The sequence below is a fragment of the Kitasatospora sp. HPM-01-4 genome (assembly GCF_051374625.1).
Lineage (GTDB): Bacteria > Actinomycetota > Actinomycetes > Streptomycetales > Streptomycetaceae > Kitasatospora.
The window spans coordinates 8,460,072-8,486,497 of record NZ_JBPQGP010000005.1 but is presented as its reverse complement, the minus strand read 5'-3'; the positions used below and the strand labels follow the sequence as shown (position 1 = coordinate 8,486,497).

Sequence of the window (26,426 nt, the reverse complement as noted above, 5' to 3'; positions counted from 1 at the left end):
GTCAGTCCTCCTGGTGGGCGATGGTGGTGGCACCGGTGATCTCGGCGGTGACACCGGAGATCTCGGCGAGGCGGGCGGCCAGGACCGGTCCGATCTGGGCCAGTGAGCCCGGCTGGGTCATGCGGTCGTGGCGAGTTGTGACCTCGTGGGATTCGACCCGCCCGGCGACGTAGGGCTGCCAGATCCCGGCGCCGGCCTGGTCGTCGGCGCGGTCGATCGTGGAGTTGAACAGCAGCAGGTCTCCGTCGAACCGGCTCGGGACGTGGTCGACCGCGAGTTTGGCATTGTTGATCATGATCTGGACGACGGCCTCGATGCGCCCCTCGTCCAGGCCGGCCAGGGCGCTGCCGCGGCGGCGGAGGATCTCGGCGACCTCGGCGTAGGTCAGAGCCTGTTCGCCCAGCTCATCCGGGTCGCAGTCCAGGATCCCGACGAGGACGTCCCGCTCACTGGGCACGGGCACTTCCTCGAACCGCACGTCCTTGACCGGGTAGGCATCGAGGATCGCCAGCAGGTCGGTCCGCTCCCCGCGGGCCTGGAGCTCGCAGGCGATCGCGTGGGCGATCAGCCCGCCGGCGGACCAGCCGAGCAACCGGTAGGGGCCCTCCTGCTGGACCTTGCGGATCTGGTCGGCGTAGTCGGCGGCCATCTCCTCGTAGGAGGACGGCAGTTCCTCCGGCCGGGCGAGGCCGCGTGCCTGGATCGCGTACACCGGGTACTCCGGGCCGACGTGGTTCATCAGCCCGGAGTAGGACCAGCTGATGCCGCCACCGGGGTGGATGCAGAACAGCGGCGGGCGGCTGCCCGTCGACCGCAGGGGAAGCACCACGTCGAAGGCGTCCTCCGGGTCGTTCATGGCCAGCCGGCCGGCCAGACCGGCCACGGTGGGTGCCTCGAACAGGGTGCGCAGGCTCACCCGGACGCCCAGCGTCTCGCGGACGCGCGAGACCAGGCGGGCGGCCAGCAGCGAGTGCCCGCCGAGGTCGAAGAAGCCGTCGTCGATGCGGACCTCGTCCCGGCCGAGGACCTCGGCGAACAGGGCGCACAGCAGCTGCTCCTGCGGAGTGCGGGGGCCGCGGCCGATGCCCTCCGCTTCGTATTCGGGTGCCGGCAGGGCGGCCCGGTCCAGCTTCCCGTTGGCGGTCAGCGGCAGCCGGTCCAGGGTGACGAACGCGGAGGGCACCATGTACTCGGGCAGTTCGCGGCCGATCCGGCGGGACAGTTCCTCCGGTTCGGGCCCGTCCTCGAAGGCGGGCACCAGGTAGGCCACCAGCCGCCGGTCGCCGGGCCGGTCCTCACGGGCGACCACGGCCGCCTGGGCGACGCCCGGGCACGCGGCGAGTACGGCCTCGACCTCCCCGGGCTCGATCCTGAAGCCGCGCAGCTTGACCTGGTCGTCAGCCCGGCCGGTGAACTCCAGGGTGCCGTCGGGGAGCCATCGGGCGAGGTCTCCGGTGCGGTACATCCGCGTTCCGGCGGGCCCGTACGGGTCCGCGGTGAACCGCTCCGCCGTCAGCGCCGGCCGGCCCAGGTAGCCCCGGGCGACGCCCGCCCCGGCCAGGTACAGCTCTCCCGTGACGCCCGGCGGGACCGGCCGCAGACCCGGGTCGAGCACGTAGGCCCGCATGTTCGCCATCGGCCGGCCGATCGGCACGGTCGCAGTGGTCCCGGTCAGAGCGAGGACCCTGTGGTGAGCGGCGAAGGTCGTGGTCTCGGTCGGGCCGTAGCCGTTGACCACCGTCAGCCCCGGGCAGGCCGCCAGCACCCGGGCGACGGCCGCCGGCGGCACCACGTCGCCGCCGGTCCACACCTCGCGGACCCCGGCGAGCAATCCCGGCCGCTCCTCGGCCACCAGCCGGAACAGACCGGCGGTCAGCCACAGTCCGGTGACCCGCTGCTCGGCGACCGCGTCCTGGAGCAGGTCGAGGTCGAGCCGGCCGCCCGGCGCGACGACGACCCGGCCGCCGCCGAGCAGCGGCACCCACAGCTCGTACGTCGAGGCGTCGAAGGCCGTCGGCGAGTGCAGCAGCACCCGCTCGTGGCCGCCCTCGCGCCAGCACGGGGCCAGCGCGAGCGCCGCCACGTCGCGGTGGGTGACGCCGACGCCCTTCGGTCGGCCGGTCGAGCCGGAGGTGTACATCACGTACGCCAACTGGCGTTCGTCGCAGGTGATGTGAGGATCGGAGTCGTCAGGCTCGGCCTGGCTCAGCGCGGTCAGCACGTCCTCGGTGAGCACCAGTGCCGCACCGGTCTCCCGGACGATCAGGTCGGTCCGGGAGGACGGGAACCTGGGGTCGAGCGGGACATAGGCTCCACCGGCCTTGACGATCGCCAGGATCGCCACGACCAGTTCCGCCGAACGCTCCAGCAGCACCGCCACCGGTGTCTGTGCCCGCACGCCCTGGCCGATCAGTGCCCGTGCCAGCCGGTTGGCCCACTGGTCGAGTTCGGAATAGGTCAGTTCGGTACCGCCCGCGACGACGGCCACCGCGCCCGGGGTGGCCCGCACCTGCCGGGCGAACAGCTCCGGCAGGGCGGCCTCGGGCAGCTCGGCGGCGCTGTCGTTGAACTCCTCCAGCAGCCGGTGGAGTTCCTCGGCGGACAGGATGTCGAGGCGGCCGATCGGCCGGTCCGGCTCGGCGGCCGCCGCGCGCAGCAGCCTCACCCACCGGGCGAACAGCAGCTGAACGGTGCTCGGGTCGAACAGGTCGGTCGCGTACTCCACCGCGCCGAGCACACCCGCCGGGCTGCCGTCCGCGCCGTACTGCTCGGCCAGGCTGACGGTCAGATCGACCCGCGCGGTGCCGGTCGGGGCCTCCAGATAGGCGGTTGCCAGTCCCGGCAGGGCGAACTCGCCCACCGGGGCGTTCTGCAGAGCGAGCATGACCTGGAACAGCGGGTGGTGGGCCAGGGACCGGGTGGGGTTGACCACCTCGACCAGGTACTCGAACGGCACGTCCTGGTTGGCGTAGGCGGCGAGCGCCTTCTGCCGCACCCGGCCGAGCAGTTCGGCGAAACCGGGGTCGCCGCTGGTGTCGGTGCGCAGCACCAGGGTGTTGACGAAGAAACCGACGAGGTCGTCCAGTGCCTGGTCGGTACGCCCGGCGATCGGGCTGCCGATAGGGATGTCGGTTCCCGCGCCGAGCCTGGTGAGCAGCGCGGCGAGGCCGGCCTGGAGCACCATGAACATGCTGGCACCGTGGGCGGTGGCCACCTCCCGCAGCTCCCGGTGCAGGTCGGCGTCCAGCCGGACCTCGATCCGGCCGCCCCGCTGGGTCGCCGCAGCCGGCCGGGGCCGGTCGGCGGGCACCGGAACCTGGTCCGGCAGGCCTGACAACTCCTTTTTCCAGTAGTCGAGTTGGCGGGAGAACAGGCTGCCCTGATCGTCGGCGCCACCGAGCAGGTCGCGCTGCCACAGCGTGTAGTCGGCGTACTGGACCGGCAGCGGGGACCACCGCGGTTCCTCACCCCGGCAGCGGGCCGCGTAGGACGCCGCCAGGTCGCCGGAGAGCGGGCCCATCGACCAGCCGTCGGCCGCGATGTGGTGCACCACGACCAGCAGCACGTGCCGGTCCGGGGCGAGTGCGTACAGCTCCGCCCGGATCGGCGGCTCGGCGGTCAGGTCGAAGCCGCGCTGGGCTCCCTCGGCCAGCCGGCCGGGCAGCCGTGCGTCGTCGAGCTCGACCACCGGCAGCTCGGGGCGGGCCTCGTCGGCGCTCAGCACGAGCTGGTACGGCACGCCGTCCGCTTCGCGCAGGACCGTCCGCAGGCTCTCGTGCCGGGCGATCACGTCGGCGAGCGCGGCATGCAGCGCCGCCCGGTCGAGTTCGCCGTCCAGGCGCAGCGCGAGCGGCATGTTGTAGGTGGCGCTCGGTCCGTCCATGCGGTGCAGGAACCACAGGCGTTGCTGGGCGAAGGACAGCGGGATCCGCTCGGGGCGCGGACGGGTGGTCAGCGCGGGCCGTGCCGTGACGGAGCCGTCGAGCCGGGCCGCCAGCCCGGCCACGGTCGGGGTCTCGAACAGCGTCCGGACCTCCAGTTCCGCGCCGAAGGTCGCCCGGACCCGGGAGGCCAGGCGGGTCGCCAGCAGCGAGTGGCCGCCGAGGTCGAAGAAGCTGTCCTCCACGCCGACTTGGGCCAGTCCGAGCACGTCGGCGAAGAGTTCGGCGAGCAGCTGCTCCTGCGGGGTGCGCGGGGCCCGCCCGGCCATGGCCATCCCCAGGTCGGGGGCGGGCAGGGCGCGCCGGTCGAGCTTCCCGCTGGCGGTCAGCGGCAGCGCGTCGAGGACGACGAAGGACGACGGCACCAGGTAGTCGGGCAGCCGTTCGCGCAGCCGGTCACGGAGTTCGCCGATGAGGGCGCTGGTGCCGCGGCTGCCGGTCGGGCGGTTGGTGAGCGAGGACAGCTCGGTGCCGGCGTCCCGGTGCGGCCGGTAGGGCTCGATCGGGGAGCCGGAGGGCATCGACCGGTCGGCGAAGACGACGTCCAGTGCGTCGGCTGCGGCCGACCAGGTGACGCCCGTGCGGCGGCCGAGTTCGCTTCCGAGGGCGTGGAAGTCCTCCGGGTCGGGCAGTTCGCCGCTGTCCGGGGCCTTCAGCCGGTCCATCAGCTCCGCGAGCGTGCCGTCGCCGTCGCGCACCGCCCGGGCCAGTTCGGCCTCGCGCGCGACGCGCCGGTTCGGCACGCCGGTGATCCGCACCGGGCCGGTGTCCTTCCCGGCGAGCAGCTCACGCAGTCCGGTCAGGCAGGTGACCTCCCGGCCCCACGTCAGTTCCGCCGCATCGGCCGGATCCGCCCAGGTGGCCGACCGCCTGTGCAGCGTGACGTCGTAGCGGTAGCGGGTCAGCTCGTTGTGGTGGTGGCCGCGCTTGACCTCCACGGTCACGGCGCCGATGTCCGTACCGCGGCCCTGCAGGACGGTGAAGAAGTCCGGGTCGACCAGGAGTTCCTTCTCCACCAGGAGGGCCTGCTCCACCGCACGCCGCACCGCGGGCAGATCGGTGCCCTCGTCGGCCCGGTGCAGCTGGACGGCGGTGGCCAGGGGGCGCAGCAGCCGCAGGTTGCGGACGTCGCCGACGAAGAGCGCGCCACCGGGGGCGAGCAGCCGCATCAGCCGGTCGACCACCTCGGCGAGGTAGTCGGCGGAGGGGAAGTACTGCACCACCGAGTTGATCACGATGGTGTCGAACGTCCCGGCGGGCAGCCCGTCGGTGTCGTGCGCCGGGCGGGTCCGCAGCACGACCCGCTCGGCCAGGTCCTCCTGCCGGGCCACCTGGGCCGCCAGCGCGTCGATCGCGGTGGCGGAGAAGTCGGTCGCCCAGTAGGTCTCGCAGTGCGGTGCGATTTGCGAGAGCAGCAGACCGGTGCCGCAGCCGACCTCCAGCACCCGGCGGGGGCGCAGGGCCAGGATGCGCGCCACGGTGGCGTCCCGCCACTCCCGCATCTGCTCGAGCGGGATCGGGCTCGTGTCGTAACTGCTGTTCCAGCCAACGAAGTTCTGGCCGAAGGCGGTTTCCTCGGGGGTGATGGGCAGGGCGTCGTAGATGTTCCGCCACTCGTCCACGTGGCCCAGTTCGAGGCCGCTGTCCCGGGTCGTGTCCTGGCGGGGCACGACGTAGCCGATGAGCCGGTCGTCCTGCGCGAGGACGGCGGCCTGGGCGACGGCGGGATGCTCGGCCAACGCGGCCTCGACCTCACCGAGTTCGACCCGGAAACCACGCACCTTCACCTGGTCGTCCGCCCGGCCGACGAACTCCAGCTCACCACCGGCCCGCCACCGCACCACATCACCGGTGCGGTACATCTGCTCCCCTGCCGCACCGAACGGGCACGCCACGAACCGCCCGGCCGTCAACCCCGGCCGACCCAGGTACCCCCGCGCCAGACCCGCACCCGCGACGTACAACTCCCCCGCCACACCCGGCGGAACCGGCCGAAGCCGATCATCCAGCACATACACCCGCGCATTGGCGATCGGACGTCCGATCGGCGGCACACCCGAACCCGGCGACAGCGGAGCACTCATCGTCGCGCACACCGTCGTCTCCGTCGGACCGTACGCATTGATCATCCGCCGCCCCGGCGCCCACCGCGCCACCAACTCCGGCGCACACGCCTCACCCGCCACCACCAGCGTCGACGCGGTCACCCGGTCCTCGGGCAGGGCCGCCAGGACGGACGGCGGCACGGTCACATGGGTGATCCCGAGGGCCGGGTCGGTCAGGGCGGACACCGGGTCGGCCGCGGGCGGCAGCACCAGGGTCGCGCCGCGCAGCAGTGCGGTGTACACCTCCGACACCGAGGCGTCGAAGCTCGGCGAGGCGAACTGGAGCACCCGGCTTCCGGGTTCGATCGCGAACCGCTCGATCTGCGCGGCCACCAGGCTGGCGATCCCCGAATGGGCGACCACCACGCCCTTGGGCCGGCCGGTCGAACCGGAGGTGTAGATCACATACGCCGGATGACGCACATCGAGCGCGACCACCGGATCGGTCTCCGGCCACTCGGCCACCCCGGCCACCACGGCCGGATCATCGATCACCACCGCCGGACGGGCATCCTCCAGCATGAACGCGATCCGCGACGCCGGATACCCCGGATCCACCGGAAGATACGCCGCCCCCGCCTTCAACACCCCCAGAACCGCCACCACCGACTCCACCGACCGCGGCAACGCCACCGCCACCACCCGCTCAGGACCGACACCCCGAGCGATCAACGCATGCGCCAGACGATTCGCCCACGCATCGAGTTGACGGTACGTCAGCTGAACATCCCCGGCCACCAGCGCGACCGCCTCCGGAGCCGCTGCCACCCGGGCCGCGAAGGCCGCCGGCAGCGTCCGTACACCGACGGGCACCGCGGTGGCGTTGTTCTCCTCCAGCAGTCGGCAGCGCTCGTCGGCACCGAGGATGTCGATCGCGCCGATCGGCCGGTCCGGGTCGGCGGCGACGGCCTCCAGCAGGAGGGTCCAGCGCCGTGCGAGGGTGGCCACCGTCTCCCGGTCGAACAGGTCGGTGGCGTACTCGACCCCTCCGGTGATCCCCGCCGGGCTGCCGTCCGGACCGTACCGCTCGCTCAGGCTGAAGCCCAGGTCGAACTTGGCCGTCCCGGTGGGCACGGCGAAGACGGCGGCCCGCAGGCCGGGCAGCCCGAACTCGCCCATCGGCGCGTTCTGCAGCGCCAGGATCGTCTGGAACAGCGGATGGTGCGACAGCGACCGGGTCGGGTTCAGCACCTCCACCAAGTGCTCGAACGGCACGTCCTGGTGCGCGAACGCCGACAGCGCGGTCTCCCGCACCCGCCCCAGCAACTCCACGAAACTCGGATCACCACTGGTATCGGTCCGCAGCACCAGCGTGTTCACGAAGAACCCGACCAGATCATCCAGCGCCTCATCCGTACGCCCCGCGATCGGACTCCCGATCGGAACATCCGTCCCGGCACCCAACCGCGTGTACAACGCCGCCAACGCCGCCTGCAGCACCATGAACAGACTCGCACCCGACCGACGGGCCAACTCCACCAGCGCCGCGTGCAGTTCGGGAGTCAGCTCAAGGCCGATGTGGTCTCCCCGGTAACCGGCGACGGCCGGGCGGGGGCGGTCGGCCGGCAGCTGCAACCTATCCGGAAGTCCGGTCAACTGCCCGGTCCAGTAGTCGAGTTGTTCGGCGAACCGACTGTTCGGGTCGGTGGCTTCACCGAGCAGGTCGCGCTGCCACAGAGTGTAGTCGGCGTACTGCACCGGCAGGGCCGGTGACTGCGGATCCTCACCCCGGCAGCGGGCCACGTAGGCCTCGGCCAGGTCGCGGGAGAGCGGGCCGGTGGACCAGCCGTCGCCGGCGATGTGGTGCATGACCAGCAGCAGCACGTGCTCGTCCGGCGCGAGTACGAACAGCTCCGCCCGCAGCGGCGCCTCCGTCGCCAGGTCGAAGGGCTGCCGTGCCGCCTCGGCGAGCCGCTCCGGCAGTTCGGCCTCCCGTACCTCGGTCAGCCGCACCCGGAGCCGCGCCCGGTCCGGGTCGAGAACGCGCTGGCACGGAACGCCGTCGATCTCGGGGAACACCGTCCGCAGGCTCTCGTGCCGGGCCACCACATCGGCCAGCGCCCCCTCCAGCGCCCGACCGTCGAGGGTCCCGGTCAGCCGGAGCCCCAGCGGGATGTGGTACGTCGCGGCGGCGCCGTCCATCCGGTGCAGGAACCACAGCCGGCGCTGGGCGAACGACAGTGGTACCGCCTCCGGCCGCTCGCGCGTGGTCAGCGCCGGCCGGGCCCGGCCGGCCTCGGACAGCGTCGCCGCCAGTCCTGCCACGGTCGGCGCCTGGAAGAGCGCGCGCAACTCCACCTCGACACCGAGCACCGAGCGCACCCGCGCGACCAGCCTGGTGGCGAGCAGCGAGTGCCCGCCCAGGTCGAAGAAGTCGTCGTCCACACCGGCCTGCGGCAGGCCCAGCACCTCGGCGAACAGCTCGCACAGGATCTGCTCCTGCGGAGTGCGCGGCGCCCGTCCCGTCCCCGTGCCGACCGAATCCGGCGCGGGCAGCGCCGCACGGTCCAGCTTCCCGTTCGGCGTCAGCGGCAACGCGTCCAGCACCACGAACACGGACGGCACCAGGTAGTCGGGCAGGCGGTCGACCAGGTGGCCGCGCAGCTCGGCCGGCCGGACGGTCGCCTCCTGGCGGGGCACGATGTAGCCGATGAGCCGGTCGTCCTGCGCGAGGACGGCGGCCTGGGCGACGGCGGGATGCTCGGCCAACGCGGCCTCGACCTCACCGAGTTCGACCCGGAAACCACGCACCTTCACCTGGTCGTCCGCCCGGCCGACGAACTCCAGCTCACCACCGGCCCGCCACCGCACCACATCACCCGTGCGATACATCTGCTCCCCTGCCGCACCGAACGGGCACGCCACGAACCGCCCGGCCGTCAACCCCGGCCGACCCAGGTACCCCCGCGCCAGACCCGCACCCGCGACGTACAACTCCCCCGCCACACCCGGCGGAACCGGCCGAAGCCGATCATCCAGCACATACACCCGCGCATTGGCGATCGGACGCCCGATCGGCGGCACACCCGAACCCGGCGACAGCGGAGCACTCATCGTCGCGCACACCGTCGTCTCCGTCGGACCGTACGCATTGATCATCCGCCGCCCCGGCGCCCACCGCGCCACCAACTCCGGCGCACACGCCTCACCCGCCACCACCAGTGTGGTGGCAGTGAGTTCGGCGTCGCCCACCGCGGCGAGGGCCGAGGGAGGCAGGGTCACATGGGTGACGCCGAGCCGACGGTCCGTCAGCGCCTCCAGTGGCGCCTCGGCCGGGGCCAGCACCAGGGCGGCACCGGTCAGCAGGGCGCCGCACAGGTCCCAGAACGACGCGTCGAAGCTCGGCGAGGCGAACTGGAGCACCCGGCTGCCGGGCTCCAGGCCGAGCCGCTCGATCTGCGAGGCCACCAGGCTCGGCACGCCGGCGTGGGTCACCACCACGCCCTTGGGCCGGCCGGTCGAACCGGAGGTGTAGATCACATACGCCGGATGACGCACATCGAGCGCGACCACCGGATCGGTCTCCGGCCACTCGGCCACCCCGGCCACCACGGCCGGATCATCGATCACCACCGCCGGACGGGCATCCTCCAGCATGAACGCGATCCGCGACGCCGGATACCCCGGATCCACCGGAAGATACGCCGCCCCCGCCTTCAACACCCCCAGAACCGCCACCACCGACTCCACCGACCGCGGCAACGCCACCGCCACCACCCGCTCAGGACCGACACCCCGAGCGATCAACGCATGCGCCAGACGATTCGCCCACGCATCGAGTTGACGGTACGTCAGCTGAACATCCCCGGCCACCAGCGCGACCGCCTCCGGAGCCGCCACCACCCGGGCCGCGAAGGCCACCGGCAGCGTCCGCACACCGACGGACACCGCGGTGGCGTCAGGGCCGGCCACCAGGGCGCGGCGCTCCTCCTCGTCCAGCACGTCGATCGCGCCGATCGGCCGGTCCGGGTCGGCGGCGACCGCGGCCAGCAGCCTGCGCCACCGGGCGAACAGGGCCTCGACCGTCCCGCGGTCGAACAGGTCGGTGCTGTACTCGACCACGCCGCTCAGACCGGTCGGCGCACCGTCGGGCCCGCGCTGCTCCGCGAGGCTGAAGGTCAGATCGAGCCGCGAGGTCCCGGTGGGCACGGCGATCCCGGCGACCGTGAGGCCGGGCAGGTCGAAGTCGCCGCCCGGCGCGTTCTGCACGGCCAGCATGGTCTGGAACAGCGGGTGGTACGACAGCGACCGGGACGGGTTCAGCACCTCCACCAGGTGCTCGAACGGCACGTCCTGGTGCGCGAACGCCGACAGCGCGGTCTCCCGCACCCGCCCCAGCAACTCCACGAAACTCGGATCACCACTGGTATCGGTCCGCAGCACCAGCGTGTTCACGAAGAACCCGACCAGATCATCCAGCGCCTCATCCGTACGCCCCGCGATCGGACTCCCGATCGGAACATCCGTCCCGGCACCCAACCGCGTGTACAACGCCGCCAACGCCGCCTGCAGCACCATGAACAGACTCGCACCCGACCGACGGGCCAACTCCACCAGCGCCGCGTGCAGTTCCGCGTCGATCCGGACGTCCAGCAGGTCGCCGCCGTACGACACGGCCGCCGGACGGGGCCGGTCGACCGGCAGTTGCAGCTGCTCGGGCAGCCCGGCGAGCGCCTCGCTCCAGTAGGCGACCTGGCGGGCGAACGCGCTGTCCGCGTCCTGCTCGTCGCCGAGGATCTCGTGCTGCCACAGCGTGTAGTCCCCGTACGTCACCGGCAGCGGCAGCCAGTCGGGCACCCCGCCGCCCCGCCGGGTGGCGTACGCGGTGGCGAGGTCGCGGGCCAGCGGCCTCATGGACCAGCCGTCGCCGGCGATGTGGTGCATGACCAGCAGCAGCACGTGCTCGTCCGGCGCGAGTACGAACAGCTCCGCCCGCAGCGGCACTTCCGACGTCAGGTCGAATCCGCGCACCGCCGACTCGCGCAGCAGCGCCGGCACCTCGGCCTCACCGGCCGCGCGGACCGTCAGGGTGACGGCTGCCTCCGCGGCGTCCAGCACCCGCTGGCGCGGAACGCCGCCGGTGTGCGGGAACACCGTGCGGAGCGTCTCGTGCCGGGCCACCACGTCCGCCAGTGCCGCGCTCAGCGCGGCCTCGTCGAGGTCGCCGGACAGCCGCAGCGCCAGCGGCATGTGGTAGGTGGCGCTCGGTGCTCCGAACTGCTGCAGGAACCACAGCCGGCGCTGCGCGAACGACAGCGGCATCGGCTCACGGCGGGGCCTGGGGGCCAGGGCCGTGCGCGCGGTGCCGGCGTCGTGCAGCCCGGCCGCGAGGCCGACCGGCGTCGGCGTCCGGAACAGGCTGCGCAGCTCCAGTTCCACACCCAGGGTCGCCCGGACCCGCGACACCAGCCGGGTCGCCAGCAGCGAATGGCCGCCGAGGTCGAAGAAGTCGTCGTCCGCGCCGACCTGCGGCAGGCCCAGCACCTCGGCGAACAGCTCGCACAGGATCTGCTCCTGCGGAGTGCGCGGCGCCCGTCCCGTCCCCGTGCCGACCGAATCCGGCGCGGGCAGCGCCGCACGGTCCAGCTTCCCGTTCGGCGTCAGCGGCAACCCGTCCAGCAGGACGAACGCGGACGGCACCAGGTAGTCGGGCAGGCGGTCGCGCAGATACGCCGCCAGCGCCGCCGCGGTGACCGGGCCCTGGGCCGAGGGCACCACGTACGCGACGATCCGGGTGGCGCCCGGCCGGTCCTCACGCGCGAGCACCGCGACCTGGGCGACGTCCGGGTGTGCGGCCAGCTCCGCCTCGATCTCGCCCGGCTCGATCCGGAAGCCGCGCACCTTCACCTGGTGGTCCACCCGGCCCGCGAACTCCAGCTCGCCGTCGGCCCGCCAGCGGACCAGGTCGCCGGTCCGGTACAGGCGCGAGCCCGCCGGGCCGTACGGGTTGGCGACGAACCGCGCTGCCGTGAGCCCGGGCCGGTTCAGATAGCCTCGGGCCAGACCCGCCCCGGCCAGGTACAGCTCACCCGTCACTCCGGATGCCACCGGTCGCAGGGCCGAATCCAGCACGTACACCTGGCAGTTGGCGATCGGACGGCCGATCGGCACCGGGAGCGGGCAGTCGGCGGGGTCCGCGGGCAGCGGGTAGGCGGTGATCACATGGGTCTCGGCGGGGCCGTAGTGGTTGTGCAGCACCCGGCCCGGCCGACGGGCCTGGAAGCGGCGCACGGCACCGCCCAGGCGCATCGCCTCGCCGGCCTGCGCGACCAGCCGCAGGCTCGGCAGCTCCAGCCCGGCCTCCTCGGCGGCCTCCGCCAGCGCCTCGATCACCAGGTTGGGCGCGAACAGCTCCTCCACCCGGTGGCGGTCCAGCCAGCGGGCCAGCAGCTCGGCGCTGCGCCGCTCCTCCTCGGCCGGTACCACCAGCGTCTTGCCGAACAGCAGCGCGGACAGCATCTCCTGCACCGACACGTCGAAGCTGACCGCGGTGAACTGGGCGGTCCTCGCGCCTGCTTCGCCGCCGACATATCGATGGTGCCACTGCAGCAGGTTCACCAGCCCACCGGCGGGCATCACCACGGCCTTGGGGCGGCCGGTGGAGCCCGAGGTGTAGATGACGTACGCGGGGTGCCGCGCGTCCACGGCGACGCCGGGATCGGTCTCCCTGCGCTCCTCGGCCGGCGTGACGGCTTCGAGGTCGGCGAGCACCACGGCCGGACACGCGTCGGCGAGCATGTACTCGATGCGGGTGGCCGGGTAGTCCGGGTCGATGGGCAGGTACGCCGCACCGGTCTTGAGCACCGCGAGGACGGCGACCACCAGCTCGGCGGAGCGCGGCAGCCGCAGAGCGACGATCTGCTCCGCCCCCACCCCGCGCGCGATCAGCGCGTGGGCCAGGCGGTTGGCCCGGAGGTTCAGCTCGCGGTACGTCAGTACGGTGTCCCCGAGGACCACCGCCGGGGCGTTCGGGGTCGCCCGGACCTGGGCCTCGAACAGGGCCGGCAGGCTGGTGGCCGGAGCCGGGCACGCGGTGTCGTTGCGCTCGACCAGCAGCTCGCGCCGCTCCTCGGCGGTGAGGACGTCGATCCGGCTCAGCGGCCGGTCCGGTTCGGCGACCGCCGCCGCCAGCAGCCGCACCCAGCGGGCGACCAGCGCCTCCACGGTGGCCCGGTCGAACAGGTCGGTGGCGTACTCGACGTACCCGTCGATGCCCTCGGGCACCCCGCCGGTGCCGCCGCTCTCCCGCAGGTGGAAGGAGAGGTCGAACATCGCCGTCGGCGTCCGCAGCGGCACGATCTCGGCGTGCAGGCCGGGCAGTTCGAAGTCGGAGCGGGGCACGTTCTGCCACGCGAGCAGCACCTGGAACAGCGGCTGGCGGGCGAGCGACCGGGCCGGGTTGAGGGTCTCGACCAGGTACTCGAAGGGCAGGTCCTGATGCGCGTACGCGGCCAGCGCGTGCTCCCGGACCCTGGCCAGCAGCTCGGCGAAGGTCGGGTCACCCGAGGTGTCGGTGCGCAGCACCAGCGTGTTGACGAAGAACCCGATGAGCTCGTCCAGGGCCTGGTCGGTCCGGCCCGCGATCAGGCTGCCGACCGGGATGTCCGCTCCGGCGCCCAGCTTGTCCAGCAGGGCGGCCAGTCCGGCCTGCAGCACCATGAACACACTGGCGCCGCGCTCGCGTCCCAGGCGCACCAGCCCGTCGTGCAGGTGGGCGTCCAGCTCGACGGCCAGATGGCCGCCGCGGTAGGAGGTGGTCGCCGGACGGGGCCGGTCGGCGGGCAGCCGGAGCTGCTCGGGCAGCTCGGCCAACTGCCGCGTCCAGTAGTCCTCCTGGCGGGCGAAGCGGCTCTCCGGGTCGGTACGGTCGCCGAGCAGCTCCTGCTGCCAGAGGGTGTAGTCGGCGTACTGCACCGGCAGCGGCGCCCACTGCGGCTCCTCGCCGCGGCGGCGGGCCGCGTACGCGGTGGCCAGGTCGGCCGAGAGCGGGCCCAGCGACCAGCCGTCACCGGCGATGTGGTGGAGCACCACCAGCAGCACGTGCTCGTCCGGCGAGACCACGAACAGCTCGGCGCGCACCGGCGGTTCGGCGGCCAGGTCGAATCCGCGCCCCACGGCCTTCGTCAGCAGCTCCGGCAGGCCACTCTCGCCGGTCTCGGTGAGTGGCAGCCGCGGCCGGGCCGCCTCGACGTCCAGTACCTGCTGGTACGGCACGCCGTCGGCCTGGGGGAAGACGGTACGCAGGCTCTCGTGCCGGGCGACGACGTCGCCCAGCGCCGCGTGCAGCGCTTCCCGGTCGAGACCGCCCGACAGCCGCCAGGCCAGCGGCATGTGGTAGATCGAGCCGGCGCCCTCCAGCTGGTGCAGGAACCACAGCCGCCGCTGGGCGGAGGAGAGCGGCACCCGGCCGGGCCGCTCGGTGCGGCCCAGCGCGAGCCGGGCCCGGCCGGCCTCGCCCAGCCCGGCGGCCAGCCCGGCCGGGGTCGGCGTCTCGAACAGGGTGCGCAGCTCCAGCTCCACGCCCAGCGTCGCGCGCACCCGGGCGACCAGCCGGGTGGCCAGCAGCGAGTGACCGCCGAGCTCGAAGAAGTCGTCGTCCGCCCCGACCCGGGCCACGCCCAGCACCTGGGCGAACAGCTCGGTGAGGACGTGCTCCTGCGGTGTGCGCGGCAGTCGACCGGCTCGCGACACGGTGTACTCGGGTTCGGGCAGGGCGCGCCGGTCCAGCTTCCCGTTGACGGTCAGCGGCAGCTTCTCCATGGCCACGTACGCGGCCGGCACCATGTGGGCCGGCAGCCGCTCGCGCAGGTGGGTCCGCAGTGCTTCCGGCTGGACGGGCTCCCCGGTGACGGGCACGACGTAGGCGACCAGCCGGGCGTCGTCCTCGGTGCGCACCACGACGGCGGCCTGGGCGACCCCGGGGTGTTCGAGGAGCGCCGCCTGGATCTCGCCGGGCTCGATCCTGAAGCCCCTGACCTTGACCTGGTCGTCCGTCCGTCCGAGGAACTCCAGGTTCCCCTCCGAGTCCCACCGCACCAGGTCGCCGGTGCGGTACATCCGCGACCCGGCCGGCCCGAACGGGCACGGCACGAACCGCCCGGCACTCAGGCCCGGCCGGTTCAGATAGCCGCGTGCCAGCCCCGCGCCCGCGATGTACAGCTCACCCGGCACACCGGCCGGCACCAACCGGAGCGCCCCGTCCAGCACATACACCCGGACGTTGCCGACCGGCCGGCCGATCACCGGACGCGCACTCGACTCCAGCGGCGCGACCACCGAGTTGACCGTGCACTCCGACGGCCCGTAGAAGTTGAGGCAGGACACCCCCTCGACCGCCCGCAGCTGCTCCCACAACCGCTCCGGTACCGCTTCTCCACCCGCCGCGACCACCGCCGGACGCCGTTCGGGATCGCTCAACAGCCCGTGCGTGACCAGGACTTGGAGATAGGACGGGGTGGCCTCGACATAGTCCAGGCCGCAGCTCGCGGCGTACTCGACGAAGGCGTTCGGATCCGCCCAGGTCTCGCGGTCCAGGACGTGCAGCTCATGGCCCGCGAACAGGCTGAGCAGCTGGTCCCAGGAGGCGTCGAAGGACACCGAGGTGGTCAGGGCAACCCTCGGACGCTCCCCACGCGATGCCGGGAACAGCACCGGGCTCTGGTGGGCGAACAGGTTCAGCAGGCTGCCGTGCGTCGCCACCACGCCCTTGGGCCGCCCCGTGGATCCCGAGGTGTAGATCACATAGGCCGGGTGGCCAGGGTCGACGACCACCGCAGGGTCCGCCGCCGGACGGCCCGCCACCAACGCGGCCGTCTCCGGGTCGTCCAGCACCAGCCAGTCGACCGGACCGGCCTCGGCCAGCCGCTCCCGGGTCCGCGCATCCGTCAGCGACAGAGTCGGCCGGACGTCGTCGAGCATGTACGCGATCCGTGCGGCCGGGTACTCCGGATCCATCGGAACGTACGCCGCACCCGCCTTCAGCACCGCGAGGATCGCCACCACCAGCTCGGCCGACCTCGGGAGGGCAACCGCCACCAGCCGCTCAGGACCCGCACCCCGCGCGATCAGGGCCTGCGCCAGGCGGTTCGCCCGGGCGTCCAGCTCCGCGTACGTCAGCGTGACATCACCGCACACCACCGCCACCGAATCCGGGACCGCCCGCACCTGCGCCGCGAACAGCTCCGGCAGACTCGCCGCCGGGACCTCGACCACCGGACCGGTGCCCACGGCCAGCAACTCGCGGCACTCCTCCGCGGCGAGCAGGCCGAACCGGCTGAGGCGCGCTCGCGGATCGGTGACCACCGCACGGAGCAGCCGCACCCACCGCGCGACCATCGTCTCCACGGTGGCCGGGTCGTACAGGTCGGTGGCGTACTCGACGAATCCGTCGATCCCGTCCGGGGCGCCGTCCTCCCCGTGCCGCTCGGACATCGTGAAGACCAGGTCGAGCTTGGAGGTGGCCGTCATCAGCGGCATGTCCAGGACGCGCAGGCCGGGCGGGGTGAACTCGGCCCGGGGCGCGTTCTGCAGCACCAGCATCACCTGGAACAGCGGGTGGTGCGACAACGACCGTACCGGGTTGAGGGCTTCGACCAGGTACTCGAACGGCAGGTCCTGGTTGGCGTAACCGGCCAGTGCCGTGTCCCGGACCCGGGTGAGCAGTTCGGCGAAGGTCGGGTCACCCGAGGTGTCCGTACGGAACACCAGGGTGTTGACGAAGTACCCGACCAGCTCGTCCAGGGCCTGGTCGGTCCGACCGGCGATCGGGCTGCCGACCGGGATGTCCTCGCCCCCGCCGAGCTTGCTCAGCAGCGCCGCCAGCCCGGCCTGGAGCACCATGAACAGACTGGTCCCGTTGGTGCGGGCGAGCTCGCGCAGGCCGCGGTGCAGCTCCGGGTCCAGCTCGGCCCGTGCGACGCCACCCCGGTACGAGGCGACCGCCGGCCTGGGCCGGTCGGCGGGCAGCCGGATCAGCTCGGGCAGATCCGCCAACTGATCGGTCCAGTAGGCCGCCTGACGGGCGAGCAGGCCCTCCCGGTCGGTGGCCTCGCCGAGCAGCTCGTGCTGCCACAGGGTGTAGTCGGCGTACTGGACCGGCAGTTCCTCCCACCGCGGCTCCTCGCCACGGCAGCGGGCCGTGTACGCGGCGGTCAGGTCCCGCGCCAGCGGGCCCAGGGACCAGCCGTCACCGGCGATGTGGTGGAGCACCACCAGCAGCACGTGCTCGTCCACCGCCGGCTCGAACAGCTCCACGCGCAGCGGTGGTTCGACCGCCAGGTCGAACCGGCGGGTCAGTGCCGCCGTCAGCGCGCCGGACAGCTCGGCCTCCGTGGTCCGGCTCACCGGCAGCGCCGGGCGGGCCGCCGCGACGTCCAGCACCTGCTGGTACGGCACGCCGTCCACCACCGGGAACACCGTCCGCAGGCTCTCGTGCCGGGCCACCACGTCCGTCAGGGCGGCGTGCAGCGCATGCCGGTCCAGCGGTCCGGACAGCCGCCACGCCAGCGGGATGTTGTAGGTCGCGCCGGCTCCCTCCAGCTGGTGCAGGAACCACAGCCGCCGCTGTGCGAAGGACAGCGGGACCCGCTCCGGGCGCCGGTACGGCACCAGCGGCAGCTGCGCCTGGCGTGCGCCCGTCAGGGCGGCGGCCAGGCCGGCCGGGGTCGGGGTCTCGAACAGGGTGCGCAGCTCCAGCTCCACCCCGAGGGTCGCGCGGACGCGCGCGGCCAGCCTGGTCGCCAGCAGCGAGTGCCCGCCCAGATCGAAGAAGCCGTCCTCGACGCCGACCCCGGCCACCTCCAGGACCTCGGCGAACAGCTCGCACAGGATCTGCTCCTGGGGCGTGCGCGGCGCGCGGCCCCTCACCGTCGAGGCCGACTCGGGTGCGGGCAGCGCCCGGTGGTCGAGCTTGCCGTTGGCGGTCAGCGGCAGTGCCTCCAGCGCCACGAACGCCGACGGCACCATGTACTCGGGCAGCCGCTCGGCCAGGTACTCCCGCAGCTCGGCCGAGTGCGGCGCGGCGCCCGCCGCCGGCACCAGGTAGGCGACCAGCCGGGTGTCGTCGGCCCGGTCCCGCCGCGCCAGGACGGCGACCTGCGCGACGCCCGGGTGCGCGGCGAGCGAGGCCTCGATCTCGCCGAGCTCGATCCTGAAGCCGCGCACCTTCACCTGCTGGTCGGCCCGGCCGACGTACCGCAGGCTGCCATCGGCACCCTGGCGCACCACGTCGCCGCTTCGGTACATGCGCGAGCCGGCCGGCCCGAACGGGTCCGCCACGAACCGCCCGGCAGTCAGCCCCGGCCGGTTCAGGTAGCCGCGCGCCAGGCCCGGGCCGGCCACGTAGAGCTCACCGGCGACGCCCGGGGCCACCGGCCGCAGGTGCGCGTCCAGGACGTACGCGCGCAGGTCGGGGATGGCCGTACCGACCGGTCCGGCCGCTCCGGCGGCGACGGAGCGGTCGAGCGCGGCATAGGTCACGTGCACCGTGGTCTCGGTGATGCCGTACATGTTGACCAGCAGCGGAGCGTCGTCCGGGTGCCGCTCGTACCAGCTCGCCAGCCGGGCCGGCTCCAGCGCCTCGCCGCCGAACACCACGGTGCGCAGGGCGAGCGAACGGCCGGTCCGCGGCGCCTCCTCGTCCGCCTGCATCAGCTGGTAGAAGGCGGACGGCGTCTGGTTGAGCACCGTCACCCGCTCGCGGACGAGGAGGTCCAGGAAGCGGCCGGGCGAGCGGCTGGTCTCGTAGTCCACGACGACCAGGCGTCCGCCGTACAGGAGCGGGCCCCACAGCTCCCACACCGAGAAGTCGAAGGCGTAGGAGTGGAACAGCGTCCACACGTCGTCCGCGGAGAAGGCGAACAGCTCCCGGACCGTGGTGAACAGCCGCACCACGTTCCGGTGCGGCACCACGACGCCCTTGGGCCTTCCGGTGGAACCGGAGGTGTAGATGACGTACGCCGGGTGCCTCGGATCGACGGCGACGCCCGGGTCGCCGTCCGGGCGGGCGGCCACCAGTGCGGTGGTCGACGGGTCGTCCAGCAGCAGCCGCTCCACCGAGTCCGCGCCCGGCAGCTCACCGACCTGACTCGTCGTCAGCAGTAGTGCGGGCCGGGAGTCCTGGAGGAGGTACGTGATCCGGGCCGCGGGGTACCGCGGGTCCACCGGCACGTAGGCGGCGCCCGCCTTGAGCACCGCGAGGACGGCCACCACCAGCTCGGCCGAGCGCGGCAGTGCCAGCGCCACCAGCTGCTCCGGCCCCACCCCCCGGGCGATCAGGGCATGCGCCAGCCGGTTGGCCCGGGCGTTCAACTCGCCGTAGGTCAGCGTGACATCACCGCTCACCACGGCGGGCGCGGCCGGGTCCACCCGCACCTGCCGCTCGAAGAGCGCGGTGAGGCCGCTCCCGGGGATCGCTTCGCTCTGGCCTGGGTCGGCCGGCAGCAGCGCCCTGAGCTCGTCGGCCGAGAGCACGTCCACCCCGCCGATCCGCCGGCCCGGGTCGGCGGCCACGGCCCGCAGCAGCCGCAGCCACCGCTCGACGATCCCCGTCACGGTGGCCGCGTCGAACAGGTCGGTGCTGTACTCCACGATGCCCGACAGCCCGTCCCCGCCGGGCTGTTCGGCCAGGATGAAGGTCAGGTCGCACTTGGCCGTCCCGGTGTGGACCAGATCGGTGGCCACCCGCAGCCCCGCGAGGTCGAACTCGCCCACCGGCGCGTTCTGCAGCGCGAGCATGGTCTGGAACAGCGGGTGGTGCGCCGTCGACCGGGCCGGGTTCAGCGCCTCCACCAGGCGCTCGAACGGCAGGTCCTGATGGGCGTACGCGGCCAGCGCGTCGGCGCGCACCCGGCCCAGCAGCTCGGTGAACGACGGGTCGCCCGAGAGATCGGTGCGCAGCACCAGGGTGTTGACGAAGAAGCCGACCAGGTCGTCCACGGCTTCGTCGGTGCGTCCGGCGATCGGGGTGCCGATCGGGACGTCGCTGCCGGCGCCGAGCTTGCCCAGCAGGGCGGCCAGTCCGGCCTGGAGCACCATGAACAGGCTGGCGCCGCCGCTGCGGGCCAGCGCCCGCAGGCCCTGGTGCAGTTCGGCGTCGATGCGCACCGGCACCAGCGCGCCCCGGAACGACATCGCCGCCGGCCGGGGCCGGTCGAACGGCAGCTCGACCTGCCCTGGCAGGTCGGCCAACTGCTGTGACCAGTAGGCGATTTGGCTACTCAGCAGGCTGTCCGGGTCCGATGCCTCCCCGAGCAGCTCCTGCTGCCAGAGGGTGTAGTCGGCGTACTGGACCGGCAGCGGCGCCCACCGCGGCTCCGCCCCGGCGCACCTGGCCGCGTAGGCGGTGGTCAGGTCGCGCGAGAGCGGGCCCGTCGACCAGCCGTCTCCCGCGATGTGGTGCACCACCAGCAGCAGGGCGTGCTCTTCCGCTCCCAGGGCGAACAGCTCGGCGCGCAGCGGCGGTTCCACCGCGAGCTCGAAGCCGTGCCGGGCCGCCTCGGCCAACCGGTCCGGCAGCTCGTCCCGGGCGACCTCGGTCACCCTCAGCTCGGGCCGCGCCGCCCGCGCGTCCAGCACCCGCTGGCACGGAACGCCGCCGACCACCGGGAACACGGTGCGCAGGCTCTCGTGCCGCTCGACCACGTCCGCCAGGGCGGCCTCCAGCGCCGGCCGGTCGAGGGCCCCCGACAGCCGCAGCACCATCGGCACGTTGTACGTGGCGCTCGGTCCCTCCATGCGGTGCAGGAACCACAGGCGGCGCTGTGCGAAGGACAGCGCCGCCTCGGGCCGCTCGCGCCGTACCAGCGCGGGCCGCGCCCGCCCCGCGCCGTCCACCGCCGCCGCCAGGCCCGCCACGGTCGGCGCGTCGAACAGGTCGCGCAGGGACAGCTCCACGCCCAGGACCGAACGCACCCTGGCGACCAGTCGGGTGGCCAGCAGCGAGTGCCCGCCGAGCTCGAAGAAACTGTCGTCCAGCCCGGCCTGGGACACCCCGAGCACCTCGGCGAACAGCCCGGCGAGCAGCTGCTCGGCCGCGGTGCGCGGGGCGCGGCCCGAAGCCGCCGGTTGCCGCTCGGGCGCCGGGAGGGCCCGTCGGTCGAGCTTGCGGTTCGGGGTCAGCGGCAGTTCGTCCAGCGTCACGTACGCGGCCGGCACCATGTGCTCGGGCAGCCGCTCCCGCAGATGGCCGCGCAGCGCGCTGCCCGCCGCCGTGGCGCCGGGCACCGGCACGACGTAGGCGACCAGCCGGGCGTCGTCCTCGGTGCGCACCACGACGGCGGCCTGGGCGACCTCCGGGTGTTCGAGTAGCACGGCCTGGATCTCGCCGGGCTCGATCCTGAAGCCCCTGACCTTGACCTGGTCGTCCGTCCGTCCGAGGAACTCCAGGTTCCCCTCCGAGTCCCACCGCACCAGGTCGCCGGTGCGGTACATCCGCGACCCTGCGGGCCCGAACGGGTCCGCCGTGAACCGCCCGGCACTCAGGCCCGGCCGGTTCAGATAGCCGCGTGCCAGCCCCGCGCCCGCGATGTACAGCTCACCCGGCACACCGGCCGGCAGCGGGCGAAGCGCGCCGTCCAGCACGTACACCCGGGTGTTGGTGACCGGCCGGCCGATCACCGGACGCGCACTCGACTCCAGCGGCGCGACCACCGAGTTGACCGTGCACTCCGACGGCCCGTAGAAGTTGAGGCAGGACACCCCCTCGGCCGCCCGCAGCTGCTCCCACAGCCGCTCCGGTACCGCTTCCCCGCCCGCCGCGACCACCGCCGGACGCCACTTGGGATGGCTCAGCAGCCCGTGCGCGACCAGGACTTGGAGATAGGACGGGGTGGCCTCGACATAGTCCAGGCCGCAGCTCGCGGCGTACTCGACGAACGCCTCCGGGTCGGCCCAGGTCTCGCGGTCCAGGACGTGCAGCTCGTGGCCCGCGAACAGGCTGAGCAGCTGGTTCCAGGAGGCGTCGAAGGACACCGAGGTGGTCAGGGCAACCCTCAGACGCTCCCCACGCGATGCCGGGAACAGCGTCTGCAGCTGGTCGGCGAACAGGTTCAGCAGGCTGCCGTAGGTCGGCACCACGCCCTTGGGCCTTCCGGTGGAACCGGAGGTGTAGATGACGTACGCCGGGTGGTCCGGGTCGACGGCCACCAGCGGATCGACCGCCGGGCAGCCCGCCACCAGCGCGGCCGTCTCCGGGTCGTCCAGCACCAGCCGGTCCACGGAGCCGGTCTCGGGCAGCCGGTCAGCGGTGCGGGAGTCGGTCACCAGCGACGCCGGCCGCGCGTCGTCGAGCAGGTAGGCGATCCGTGCGGCCGGGTACTCCGGGTCGACCGGGAGGTACGTCGCCCCCGCCTTCAGCACCGCGAGGATCGCCACCACCAGCTCGGCCGACCTCGGCAGGGCAACCGCCACCAGCCGCTCAGGACCCGCACCCCGCGCGATCAGGGCATGCGCCAGGCGGTTCGCCCGGGCGTCCAGCTCCGCGTACGTCAGTGTGACATCACCGCACACCACCGCCACCGCGTCCGGGACCGCCCGCACCTGCGCCGCGAACAGCTCCGGCAGACTCGCCGCCGGGACCTCCACCACCGGACCGGTGCCCACGGCCAGCAACTCGCGGCACTCCTCCGCGGCGAGCAGGCCGAACCGGCCGACCGGCTCCCGCGGGTCGCAGTCCGCGACGGTGTCCAGCAGGGCGAGCAGGCGCCGCTGGTGCGCGGCGAGTTCGTCGTCGCCGAAGTGCTCCGGCGAACCGTGGAGTTCGATCTCCAGGTCACCGCCGCCCCGGTGGCCCAGCACCCAGACCGTGAGCCCGCCGGGAGCGTCCGGGAGAAGGTGACGTGCCCTGGCGGGCTGCCCGCCGAAGCTCGGCGGGGAGTCGAAGACCACGATGTTGACGACGAGTGGGAACGCCGCCCCGACGGCACCTGGCAGGCCGAGGTCCCGGAACAGGTCCTCGCTGCGGTAGCGCTGGTGCGCGAGGGCGGCGTCGGCCTCCCGTGACACCTGGGCGACCAGGTCCTGCCACCGCGTGTCCGGCCGCACCGACAGGCGCAGGGGCACCACGTTCGACACCGCGCCGGGTGTCGACATCAGCGCGCGTTCGCCCTCCCGCCCGGTGGTGGGAAGGCCGATCACCACCTCCTGGTCCCCGGTGAGACGGTGCTGGTAGAGCGCCGTCAGGGCCAGCAGCAGGCGGGACCAGGGGACTTCCATCCGCGCTGCCGCGGCTCGCAGTGCTTCCATACGGAGCGCCGCCGGCTCCGCCGCGCCCGTACGGGGCGCGGCGTCCCGGTCGTCAGGAGCGCGGCCGGTGAGCCGGGTCGGCGTCAACCGGTCGGCGAAGCGCTCCATCCAGTACGAGCGGTCACCGGTGAACTGCGCCGAGGCGCGGTAGTCGGCGTCGCTCCGGATCAGGTCGTCCAGCGAACGGAACGCGGACGACGGTACCGGACGGCCCTCGGCCAGCGCCCGGTACACCTGCACGAACCGCCGCCGGACGAGGGAGTAGCCGAAGCCGTCCATCACCAGGTGGTGGTAGCTCTGGTACCAGAGGTGGTGCGTCGGTGAGAGCCTGATCAGCGCATAGCCGAACAGGGGGTCACGGGCGAGGTCGAGCGGGCGCATCCGGTCCCGCGCCATCCACTCCAGGGCCGCCGCGCGCGGTGCGTCCTCCTCGCTGAGGTCGAGGAAGGCCGGTGTCCAGTCCCACGCCTCGCGAACGACCTGACGCGGGCCCTGATCGCCGTCGACGAAGCTCACGTGCAGGGCGTCGACCTCGCCGACCACCCGGCGCAGCGCGGTCTCGAACAGCTCGGGGTCCACCGGCGCGTGGATCTCCAGGTACTCGCCGAGGCGGTACGTGGGGATCGGCGTCCGGGAACGCTGCTCGGCGAGCCAGATCTCGCGCTGTGCCGCTGTCAGGGGAAGAGCGTCGCCGTCGCGACGGGACATGGGGGTTCCTCCAGGAGTGTGGGGGGCAGGCGTGGTCGCAGGCCACGCGGCGGTGTGCCGACCGCGGTGCGGTCACGCGGTCGACGGGAGGGCTGCGTGCGGCTGCGGTCAGGCGGCGAGGTCGCCGGCCTGGAGCTGCCAGAGGGATGCGTAGAGTCCGTGCCGGGCGAGCAGTTCGTCGTGGGTGCCCTGTTCGGCCACCACGCCGCCCTTGTCCATGACGTAGATCCGGTCGGCGTGGCGGACCGTGGACAGCCGGTGGGCGATGATGACCATGGTCCGGTCGGCCGCGAAGCCGCGCAGCGCGCGCTGGATGGCGGCCTCGGTCTCGTTGTCCACGGCGGAGGTCGCCTCGTCGAGGACCACGACCGGCGAGTTCTTGAGAATCGCCCTCGCCAGGGCGATCCGCTGCCGCTGGCCTCCGGAGAGGGCGGCGCCGCGTTCGCCGATCATCGTGTCGTAGCCGTCCGGCAGCGTCGCGATGAAGGTGTGCGCCTCGGCCATCGTGGCCGCCTCGACCACTGCCTCGTCCGGGGCTCCGAAGCTGCCGTACCGGATGTTCTCGGCGATGCTGCCGTCGAAGAGGAAGGGGTCCTGGGCGACGAACCCGATCGCGCTGCGGAGATCCCGGCGCGGCAGGTCGCGCACATCCCGGCCGTCGAGCAGTACGGTGCCGAAGGCCGTGTCCTGGAAGCGCATCAGCAGTTTGGCGATCGTCGTCTTGCCGGAGCCGGTGGCGCCGACGATGGCGGTGGTCTTCCCGGCGGGGATGGTCAGCGAGACGTCCTCCAGGACGGGCGGCCGCTCGGGGTAGGCGAAGGTCACCTCGTCGAGGACGATCTCCCCGCGCACCTGCTGGACGTCGAGCGGTCCGCCGGTGCCCTCGGTCTCGACGGGCAGGGCGTGCAGTCGCCGGACCCGGTCGTAGGCGGCGAGCGTGCGCTGGTACTGGTCGGCGACGCCGCCGAGCCGGTTCATCCGCGCCAGCACCATCTGGGGCAGCCCGATCAGCGGGCTGAAGACCTCGAACGGCAGCGTGCCGTTGAGCACCGAGCGGCCGCCGAGCAGCAGGGTGCCGGCCATGGAGCTGGTCGTGCAGATCCGGACGGTCTCCGCATGGCGGATCGTGCCCCGGTCGGTCTGCCGGCTGCTCTCCTGGGCCGCCTCGCTCAACCGGTCGATGCGCTCCGCCTCGTAGTCCTCGGTGCAGAAGCTCTTGACGGTGGCGCCGGCCTCCAGGGTGTTGACCAGTTGGCTGTGCAGCCTGGCCCGGTCCTCGCCGGAGACGGCGTAGTCGGCCGCGGCCTTGTCCTGGTGGTGGAGCGACAGCCAGGCGATGACCGGGATGGGCAGGAACGCGATCCAGGCGATCTGCGGCGCCAACAGCAGGAACAGCGGCACCAGGATGAGCAGGCTGGTGCCCAGTTGCAGCACGTCGTTCGCGGAGGTGGCGAAGAAGGTGCCCAGCTGGCCGACGTCCTCCGTGAGCGCGCCGGCGACCCTGGTCGTCCGCTCGCCCTCCAGGTGGCGCAGTTCGAGGCGCTGCACATGCGCGTAGGTCCGGTTGCGCCACTCGTGCTGGATGTCCTGGCCGAGCCTGCGCCACTGGATGTTCGAGGCGTACGAGAGTCCGGCCACTGCGGCGCAGGCCGCGGCCACCAGCCCCACCAGGCCCCAGAGTTGGGCGGATGCGGTGGTCAGACCGAGCCGGATCAGCGGGGTGGCCTCACCCTTGATGAGCACCAGCGCGGTCCAGCCGAGGAACGTGCCCAGTGCCATCTCCGAGATCTGGCAGGCGATTGACAGCGCGGAGGCGCGGTAGAGCCGCTTTCGATGTGGTCCGACGATCTCCAGCAGGGGGTGCCCGGCCTCACCGGGCGCTTCCACGGCCGGTGCGTGGTCGACGGCTCGGCGCCAGGCCCGCCGGACGACGGTCGCGGTCGCGACCGCCACCCCGCCCAGCGCCACCAGCTGCCTGCTCAGCGTCGACCCGCGGACCAGGGCGACACCGGCCGCCACCCCGCCCGCGACGGCGAGCGCGGGACGCGCGCCACCGCGGCCCGCGCGCGGTGGCGGCGGCGCGGCGGTCCGCTCCGGTACGGGACGGCCCGAGCGGACCGTACTCTCCACCGCCTGGGTGGTGGCCGTGCGGACGAGCCGGCCGACGTCCGCGGCGCTCACGCGCGCGTCGTGGCGGACGAGGAGCCCGCCGGTGATCGGGCTGGCCTGCGCCTCGGTGATACCGGGAATGCGCCGCAAGGTCGCAGCGAGGCCTTCGGCGACCCTGGGCCGCCCGAGGACCAGCTTGACGTCCCAGCGCTGCCGGCCCGGAATGACCGAGCGCGGGCGCACCTCCAAATCCACGGAGCGGTATCCGGAAGCGGCACCCAGCAGAGATGGCATGTGTACGATCACCTGTTTGCGGAGGTCG

General features: G+C 73.2%; 2 protein-coding genes. Both read right to left on the bottom strand.

What is annotated here, in order from left to right; genetic code table 11:
• Position 1 precedes the first annotated feature (1 nt).
• Positions 2-23,995 carry a non-ribosomal peptide synthase/polyketide synthase gene (locus ACSMTC_RS36755; RefSeq protein ID WP_436564079.1) on the bottom strand — a complete coding sequence of 7,998 codons (23,994 nt, stop codon included), beginning with the start codon at positions 23,993-23,995 and terminating at the stop codon, positions 2-4.
• A gap of 108 nt (positions 23,996-24,103) precedes the next feature.
• Positions 24,104-26,398, bottom strand: coding sequence for an ABC transporter ATP-binding protein/permease (locus ACSMTC_RS36750; protein ID WP_436564078.1), 2,295 nt, complete (start codon positions 26,396-26,398; stop codon positions 24,104-24,106).
• Positions 26,399-26,426: the final 28 nt, after the last annotated feature.

What these genes read in the sequence shown, in the direction of transcription:
- ACSMTC_RS36755 (WP_436564079.1), bottom strand. Translation starts at nt 23,995, where the DNA reads ATGTCCCGTCGCGACGGCGACGCTCTTCCCCTGACAGCGGCACAGCGC.
- ACSMTC_RS36750 (WP_436564078.1), bottom strand. Translation starts at nt 26,398, where the DNA reads ATGCCATCTCTGCTGGGTGCCGCTTCCGGATACCGCTCCGTGGATTTG.